The 8545-nt window shown below is 70.2% G+C and carries 5 protein-coding genes and 1 pseudogene; 1 reads left to right on the top strand and 5 read right to left on the bottom strand.

Annotated elements, in window-relative coordinates; translation table 11 throughout:
- Window positions 1–878: pseudogene (locus tag VF697_RS09075) on the bottom strand (peptidase M4); the annotation flags it as partial.
- 182 nt (window positions 879–1060) lie between these two features.
- Here VF697_RS09075 and VF697_RS09070 point away from each other — a divergent pair.
- Window positions 1061–2245, top strand: coding sequence for a DUF1615 family protein (locus VF697_RS09070; RefSeq protein WP_331093309.1), 1185 nt, complete (start codon window positions 1061–1063; stop codon window positions 2243–2245).
- Window positions 2246–2266: 21 nt separating this feature from the next.
- Here VF697_RS09070 and VF697_RS09065 read toward each other — a convergent pair whose 3' ends face one another.
- The 4 genes from VF697_RS09065 to VF697_RS09050 form a co-directional block, all read right to left on the bottom strand.
- Window positions 2267–3865, bottom strand: a complete 1599-nt coding sequence (locus VF697_RS09065; protein WP_331093307.1) for a hypothetical protein — start codon at window positions 3863–3865, stop codon at window positions 2267–2269.
- Window positions 3866–3953: 88 nt separating this feature from the next.
- Entirely contained in the window at window positions 3954–5423 is a 1470-nt protein-coding gene (locus VF697_RS09060) for a pitrilysin family protein (RefSeq protein ID WP_331093305.1), read from the bottom strand.
- Window positions 5420–6811: a pitrilysin family protein gene (locus tag VF697_RS09055; protein ID WP_331093304.1), complete on the bottom strand. Its 1392-nt coding sequence runs from the start codon at window positions 6809–6811 to the stop codon at window positions 5420–5422. Before VF697_RS09055 ends, VF697_RS09060 begins: the two co-directional genes overlap by 4 nt.
- 75 nt (window positions 6812–6886) lie before the next feature.
- Window positions 6887–8545 (bottom strand): bifunctional 3-(3-hydroxy-phenyl)propionate/3-hydroxycinnamic acid hydroxylase (locus VF697_RS09050; RefSeq protein ID WP_331093301.1); only part of this gene is annotated, 1659 nt, incomplete at its 5' end.

Raw genomic sequence — 8545 nt, 5'->3', positions numbered from 1 at the left:
ATCTGCGCGCCCGCGTTGTTGTACGAGTCGCGGCCGAAGTTCTGGAAGTAGCACTGATAGGTGGTGCCCAGGTGACCGTAGTTCTCGTCGATGTGGGTGTCACCGGTGGCCGCGCCGCCCTCGGAGCGCTTGAGGGTACCGGGCAGGCTGGTGGTGTTGTTGCCCGTGTACACCGCCCGGTTCTGTGCGGTGTGGATGCGCGAGTGCGTGGCCAGCGTGCGCCCGTCGTCGGCGCTGACGTAGACCAGGTCATCCACCGGCAGGCCGTCGGCGCGCTCGCCCGTCACGCGCACCTCATAGGCCAGACGCAGTCCCTGGCCGTCGGGCTTGAAGTAGACCAGCCGGGAGGCGCCCTGAGCCTCGGCGCGGAGCGCCTCGGAGCCGTCCACGGCCGCGCGCTGCGCCGCCTCGGCGGCCACCCGCGCCCGCGAGGCCACGCCCTGCGCCTCACGCAGCGAGCTGTTGGCCGCGTACACGTTGCCCTCGGCGTCCGCATGCAGCAGCATCTCGCCGCCAATCACCTCCAGGCCGTTGTGCACCTGTTGGAAGCGCAGGAACTGGTGGCCGCGCGCGTCCGTCGAGGCGCGCTTGAACGTCAGCTCCTCGCCGCTCACCCGGAACACCGGCGAGACGCTCTCCGCCGTCGTGCGCAGCTCGTCCTTCGCGCGCTGCGCGCTCACGGAGCCCACCGCGGGCAGCCGGCCCAGCTTGCCCGTGACCATGTAGGGCACGCCGGCCTCGCTGCCCACCACGCGCACATCCTTGAACTTCGCCAGGGCGGCCTGGATGTCCACGTCCTTCTCACCCGCGCGGACGGCCTCCTCGTTCACCTCGGTCGTCGAACCGCAGGCGGCGAGGCTCGCACCCAGCCACGCCACACACAGAGTCCTGAACATGCGATTAGCCAATTCAATACCCCTCTGAAGAAGAGACGTGTTTCTTGACATACAAAGAACCCTGGCTTCAAGGGGCTATGATGATTTTCCCGATTTTTCCCGTTCCACCGGGAGCAACCGTTCCGTGGCGGCTACTCGTCTCCTCCCTCCGGGAGTGGACCGGTGTGTGCTTCTTCCCAAGGGGCCTGGAGGTGCTGGCCGTGTGCGCGCTTGGCGCACTGTCGGCCTGTGCCCCGCGCAACGCCCGCCCCGAGCCCCCGCTCCCACCGCGCGTCACCGTGGAGCAGGCGGCCAGACTCGTGCCCCCGGACGAGAAGGATCGGGAGGGCTGGGCGGAGGACGTGATGGCGGCACTGGAGGCGCACCGGCTCTACCCGTCGGCCGAGGCGGTGTGCTCGGTGCTGGCCGTCATCGAGCAGGAGTCCGGCTTCGAGGCCAACCCGGCGGTGCCGGGCCTGGCGCGCATCGTCCAGGAGCGGCTGGAGGCCTACGCGGACAAGCTCGGCCCACTCGGGCCCCCGGCGGTGAGGGGCCTGCTCGAGGGCAAGGCACCCGGCCAGACGCAGACCTTCGAGCAGCGCCTCAAGGGGGTGAAGACGGAGCGGGACCTGGACCGCGTCTTCCGCGAGCTGCTGGAGTACTACGAGACGGAGTACCCGAAGACGTACATCGCGGCCCAGGTCGCCAGCTCGCTCTTCAAGTCCACGCGGCTGGAGGACCTCAACCCCATCACCACCGCGGGCTCCATGCAGGTGAGCGTGAGCTACTCGGCGGACCTCGCCGGCGGGGACGAGCAGGCGGAGCGGCGGGTGCGCGAGGAGCTCTACACGCGCGGGGGCGGGGTGTACTACGGCACGGCGCGGCTGCTCGGCTACGAGGCCCACTACAGCGACCCCATCTACCGCTTCGCGGACTACAACGCGGGCTTCTACGCCTCGCGCAACGCGGCGGTGCAGCAGCAGGTGAGCCGCCTCACGGGCCTCGAGCTGGTGCCGGATGGGGACCTGCTCGCCTACGACAAGCAGGGCGAGCCGGTGGACGAGGACAGCAAGTCGCTCGAGGCGCTGCTCGCCTTCCGGGAGCGGTACGCGCCGGACCTGAGCGAGCGGCGGGTGCGCAAGGACGTGCTCCACGAGAAGGAGCTCGCCTTCGAGGAGACGGACACCTGGGAGGCCATCAAACGCACGTACCAGGAGGTGACGGGCGAGGCCCCGGCGTACGCGCAGCTGCCCACCGTGGCCATCCGCAGCCCGAAAATCACGGGGGAGAAGTCCACCGTGTGGTTCGCGCAGTCGGTGAACAAGCGCTTCCAGAAGTGCATGGCCCGCTACTCCGCGCTGCCGAAGTAGCGGGCCGGGGAAGCGCTCAGCTCACGGCGTGGTGAAGAGGCTGGTGGTGGCGGACGCGCGCGCGTACGACGCGGAGTTGATGCGGTACGGCGCGCGCGTCAGGTCCGCCGGCGTGGCGATGGCGGACACCTCCAGCGTGTAGTTCTGCGCCGGCTCGAGGACACCCGAGGGCAGGCGGAGCTCGGTGACGGACGGGCCCACGTAGAAGCCGGCCATGGCCTTGCGCGTCAGGGTCGTGCTCCCGGTGCTGGCCGGCGCGTACTTGTAGAGCCGGATGTGATAGCCCGCCGTGGGCGTGCCGATGGCCGGCGGCTTCCAGCCGATGACGGGGCTGGCCGAGCCCACCATGCGCGACGTGTACGCGCTCACGCCATCCAGGGTGAGCTCCCTCGGCGGCGACAGGCTCAGCGAGATGGGGTTGGCGATCAGCTTGTCCAACCGGTCCATCTGGTAGATGGAGGCGCTGTTGTAATAGGTGGAGTAGCCCGGCACCTGAACGGGGATCCGGAAGGCGTGCTGGACCTCGCCCATCAGGCCCCAGGAGGACGGGAACGGGTTGCCGAAGGAGAGCCGGCGCACCAGGTCCTGCGTGTAGCCGGTGGGCAGGCGCAGGGTGAGCAGCTCGCCCGAGTAGCCAATCCAGCCGTTCGCCAGCCCGTGCGCGGCCGGCATCACATAGAAGTACGCGCTGCTCGACGTGGCCTGCGGGTGGACAGTCGCCGCCTGACCCAGGAACGAGGGCACGCGCCACTCGATCGGGAACACCGTGTCGGGCGGATCCGCCATCGCGCCCTGGACCACGATGGACTGGGAGCCATCGAACGAGAACGGCGCTAGGTAGCTGCTCCGGGACACGGCGGTGTACGTCAGCGTGCCGGCATCTCCCGGCAGCGTGCCGGCATCGAGGGTGGAGTTCTGCATCACCCACGCCCGATCGCCCCGGGCCGCCTCGAACCGCGGCATCTCCCCCAGGTAGCTGTCCATCCAGTTCGAGCCGACCAGCGTCGTCCCCCCGGCCGCGGGAGCCGTGGTCGGGTAGCCGCCGCCGTACATGTCCACCTCGCCCGAGACCACCTGGAAGCTGGCGCTGGAGTCCCACGGGGCGAGGTTGGAGACGTTGAACTGGAACAGGGCCGAGTAGACGCCCGGGAGCTTCTGCGCGTCCGCGCGGCCGAGCATGTCGTAGCCCACATCCACCGCACGGGCGTCCGTGACGATGTAGCCGCTACCATTCTTCAGATAGTAGGTGCCCTTGGGGATGTTGGAGAAGACATAGCCCCCGGAGCCATCGGCGACGCCGCTGTAGGTGACGAAGGTGCCGTCCGCCTGGGGAACCAGGATCTGCGGCACGGAGGCCAGGTTGCCCGGACGCGTCTCCATCCCGCTCGCGGTGAAGTAGCGCATGGGCGCCGACACCGTCACCACGTCAGGGCCGGCGTCCGGCACGCCTCCATCCCCCGCGAAGCCGCCGACCAGGACGCCATCGTCGGGGAGGTTCACATGCGGGTTGTCCCGGACGCTCCGGTCCGAGCCATTCGAGGACTCCGACGGCTCGGACACACAGCCAACGGACAGGGAACAGAGCGGGAACAGCCACAACAAGCGGCGTCGCAGGGACATGGGGCCTCCGTGAGGATGCGAACGATTCGCGCACCCTACAGGGGGCGTCCGACATGCCCTTGGACGCCCCGTCTGGAGGCCCTCGCCCTCAGCGGCCCGGCTTCTGCGTCGGAGCGAAGTGCGGGTCGGTGATGCTCATCTCGGTGACGGTGCCGTACTTGCGCGCCACCTCGCGAATGGCCGAGGCCTTGCCGATCAGCACCACGGTCAGGTCCTCCCGCGCGGGCATGGCGCGCTGGATGGCGGCCTGGATGCGCGCCTTGTCCGCGCCGGCCACCTTCGCGGCGAAGCCGTCCACGTCGCTCGCGTCGAGGCCGTAGAAGGCGAGCTCGGACTGCTTGGCGGCGATCTGCAGGCCCGTCTCCAGCGTGGGGGGGAACTGGCCCAGCAGGTACTCCTTGGCGGAGGCGAGCGTGGTGTCGTCCATGCCCTGCTGACGGTAGCCCTCGAGGATGTCGAGCGCCATGTCCAGGGCCTGCGCGGTGGACTCCGTCTTGGTGTACGAGGAGATGGCGAAGGGCCCCGGCTGCGTCCCGCGAACCACCAGCGAGCCGGCGCCGTAGGTGAGGCCGGACTTCACGCGCAGCGCCGTGTTGAGCAGCGAGGTGAAGCGGCCGCCGAGCACCGTGTTGGCCAGGTCCACGTCCACGCGAGCGGGGTCCGTGCGCGCGATGCCGGTGTTGCCGGCCCAGAAGTACGTCTGCGTGGCGTCCGGCTTGTCCACCAGCAGCACGCGCCGGCCCTTCGTGGGCTGGGTGGGCGGAGCCACCGGGGCCGGAGCCGCCGCGCGGGCCCAGCCCCCGAGCGCCGCCTCGAGCTGCCTGGCGAGCTTCTTCGCGTCGAAGTCACCCACCACGGAGAGGATGAGCCGATCGCCTCCGAGCTGCGCCTTGGCGTACGCCAGCACGTCCTCGCGCTTCAAGGTGGCGAGCGACGCCTCGCTGCCGCCCACGGGCCGCCCGTACGGGTGCGCGCCGAAGTGGAAGGCCTGGAAGTAGACGCCGATGACGCCGCGCAGGTCGCCATCCTTCTCCGCGGCGAGCTCCGACACCATGCGCTCGCGCATCTTGTCCAGCTCGGCCTGCTCGAAGCGGGGCCGCTGCAACAGGTCCGAGAGCAGCTCCACCATCAGCGCGGTGTCACGCGCCATGAACTGCCCGCTGATGTCGAGCGACTCGCGCCCCGGGGACACCGCGAGGATGCCGCCCACGCTGTCCACCGCCTCGGCGAACTGGTTGGCGTCGCGCGCGCCGGCGCCCTTCTGGAGCAGCTCGGCGGTGAGCGCGGCCACGCCCTCCTTGCCCTCGGGGTCCCCGAGGGAGCCCCCGCGCACCCGCGCGCTGAAGGCCACCAGCGGCACCTCATGCTTCTCCACCAGGAGCAGCTTCGCACCGTTCTTCAGCTCCACCACCGTGGCCTTGGGCAGCGTCACCGCGTCCACCACCGCGGCCTGCTTCACCTGCTGCGCCGCCGGACGCGGGGCCTTCGCCTCCTCGGCCCCCGCGCTGGAGGCCACCAGCAGCGCCGCGAGCGCCACCTTCCCCGTCAATGCCTTCATCGCGCCGCCTCCTTCTTCGCCTCGGCCCCGGCTTCGGGCACCAGCCCGCCCACCGTGCGGTTGTTCTTCGCGAATACCTTCGCGGCCACCTTCTGCACCTGCTCGCGCGTCACCGCCTCGTACCGGTCAGGCGCGTCGAACAGCTTCTTCCAGTCGCCGTGGAACACCTCGTAGGTGCCGAGCGCCTGCGCGCGGCCACTGTTGGTCTCCAGGTGGCGCCAGAAGCCCGCCACGACGATGTTCTTCGCCTTGCGCAGCTCCGCGTCGGTGACGCCACCAGCCACCACCTTGCCGAGCTCCTCGTCGAGCAGCGACTCCGCCTTGCCCAGGTCTCCCCCGGGCGGCAGGTCCACCAGCATCCAGGTGAGCGACGGGTCGAAGCCCGCGCCCTGGTAGCCGCCGACGTTGATGGCCACCTGGGTCTCCTCCACCAGCCGCCGGTGCAGCCGCGAGGAGTTGCCCTCCGTGAGGATGCGCACCAGCAGGTCCAGCGCGGGCGCGTCCGCGTCACTGCCCTTGAGGCCGTGGAAGGCCATCTGTAGCAGCGGCGCCTGCGCCAGCTTGCGCACCACCACGCGGCGCTCGCCCTGCTGGGGCGGCTCCACGGTGCGCACCGGCTCGGGGGCGGGCTGCGCGGGAATGGGCTCGAGGTACTTCTCCGCGAGCGAGAAGATCTCCTCGGGCGTCACCGCGCCCACCACGATGAGGGTGGCGTTGTTGGGCGCGTAGTAGGTGCGGAAGTAGCGCTCCAGGTCCTCCTGCTTCCAGCTCTCGATGTCCGAGGGCCAGCCGATGACCGGAATCTGGTAGGGGTGCGCCACGAAGGCGGTGGCCTGCACCTGCTCCATCAGCAGGCCGCTGTTGTCGTTGTCCACGCTGGAGCGACGCTCCGAGTAGACGACGCCACGCTCGCTCTCCACCACCTTGGGGTCGATGGCGAGGTGCTGCAACCGGTCCGCCTCCAGGTCGAAGATGGTCTCCAGCGCCGAGCGCGGGAACCAGTCCTGGTACACGGTGACGTCCTCGGAGGTGTAGGCGTTGTTGCGGCCGCCGTGGGCCTCCATGACGCGGTCGAACTCCCCGGGGCCGTACTTCTTCGCGCCGTTGAACATCATGTGCTCGAAGAAGTGGGACAGGCCGGTGATGCCGGGGCGCTCGTTGCGGCTGCCCACGCGGAACCAGTTGTAGAGCGAGATGCTGGGGTTGTCCGGGTCCGACCAGACGATGACCTTCAACCCGTTCTTCAGCGTCTTCGTCCGTACGTCGGCGCCGGGCTTGGGCGCGGCGGTGGCGGCGGCCGTCTCGGCCTTCGCGGACCGACCCTGGGCACACGCGGCCGTCCCCGCCAGCAGCATCAACCCCGTGACGAGCAACTTCTGTCTGAGCATCCGCTCTCCCTTGGCTCGAAGGCCCCACCCAACGGGTGGAGCACCTGGAAATTCCCCGAAGGACTCGCCCCGCCCTCAACCCGCCGAGGAGCTGAGCGCGCCACCGGACTCGAAGTCGGTCGGCTCCAGACGGAGGGGGCCGTGGATCCACCCCCGCAGCGCCGTGGTGAGCCACGCGAGGTGCGAGCCGCGCACCGCACCGAAGAGGTAGCGGTCCGGACGCAGGACGGCGATCTCCACCCGGTGCTCGCGGAACCACGCGTCGAGCTTGCCCTCGAGGTCCACCACCTCGCCGGGCTGGGCCTGACCGGAGCGCGGCGGGATGATGCGCACGCAGCGGGCGCCGAGGCTCTCGGCGAGCGACTGGGCGGCGCGGCGGAAGACGTCGCCGGTGTCGGGATGGACGAGCACCGCGAAGCCGGGCCCCAGGAGCTCATCGAGCCGCACCGTGCCGCCGCCCGGCGCGCCCACGCGAGGCTGGGGGAAGTAGGTCCCCTCGGGAGCCTGGCGGTGGGCGCGCGAGCCTCCCAGCATGAAGCCGTGGGTGATGAGGGGCCGGGGCTTGAACTCGAAGTTCTTGATGAAGCGATGCACGCGCGGGATGCGATCCATCGCCCGGAGGAGGTGGTCGCGCAGGAGGGCGACCGGACGGCTGCCGGTGAGGACGACCCGGCCCATGTTCACGCTGGCGTCGAGCATCGCCTGCGCGTGGGGGCGGCGCTCCAGCTCATAGGTATCGAGGAGCGGCTCGTCGGCCTGGCCACGAAGGACGGCCGTCAGCTTCCAGGCGAGGTTGTGGGCGTCGCGCAGGCCGGAGCAGAGCCCCTGGCCCAGGACGGGCGGCATGAGGTGGGCGGCGTCGCCCAGGAGGAAGAGCCGCCCGTCGCGCCAGCGCGAGGCCAGGCGGCGGTTGAAGATGTAGGCGGCGGCGCGGAGGATGGTGGCGCGATCCGGGTCCACATAGGGGGAGATGAACTCGCGGATGCGCTCGGGCCGCAGCAGGTCCTCGGGCTTCTCGTCCTCGCGGATCATGCACTCGATGCGCATCTCGTTGTCGGCGCAGCGGGCGACGAAGACGTGGCGGTAGGGGTCGCACACCATGCGGCACAGGGGCGGAGGCGGCTCGGGCAGGCGGAGGGAGATGGCGATCATCCCCTCGTCGTAGGTGGAGCCCACCATGTCGATGCCGGCGAGTTGGCGCAGGGTGCTGCGACCGCCGTCACAGGCCAGGAGGTAGCGGGCGCGCACGGTGCGCTCGCTGTGGTCGCGGACATCGCGGACGGTGACGGAGATGCCCTGGGCGTCCTGGGTGTAGGCCTCGACCTGCTGGCCGATCCGCAGCGCGACGCTGGGGAAGCGCGAGAGCCCCTGACGCAGCACGGTCTCGAGGTAGGGCTGGCTGAAGAAGCGGAGGACGGGGAAGCCGTAGCCGAAGTCGAGCCCCTGGACGATGACGCGGGCGAAGAGCTCGCCGGTGGTGCCGGTGAACTCCACCTCGGGGGCGGTGTACATGTGGGCATCGAGGACGTCGGCGAGCCCCACGGCTTGGTAGATGCGCATGGCCTCGTCGTCGCAGGTGATGGCGCGAGGCTGGCTGTGCTGGGTGAGTTCACGCTCGAGGACGAGCGTGCGAACCCCGTACGAGCCCAGGAGGTTGGCTGTGAGGGCACCCACCGGGCCGCAGCCGACGATGAGCACGTCCGTCTCTTCCACCAGTGGCGTCATGGAACTCCC

The sequence above is a fragment of the Archangium sp. genome, assembly GCF_036388035.1.
In the GTDB taxonomy this organism is placed as follows: domain Bacteria; phylum Myxococcota; class Myxococcia; order Myxococcales; family Myxococcaceae; genus Archangium.
The sequence above is the reverse complement of the archived record's forward strand: the minus strand, read 5'-3'. Positions and strand labels throughout refer to the sequence as shown.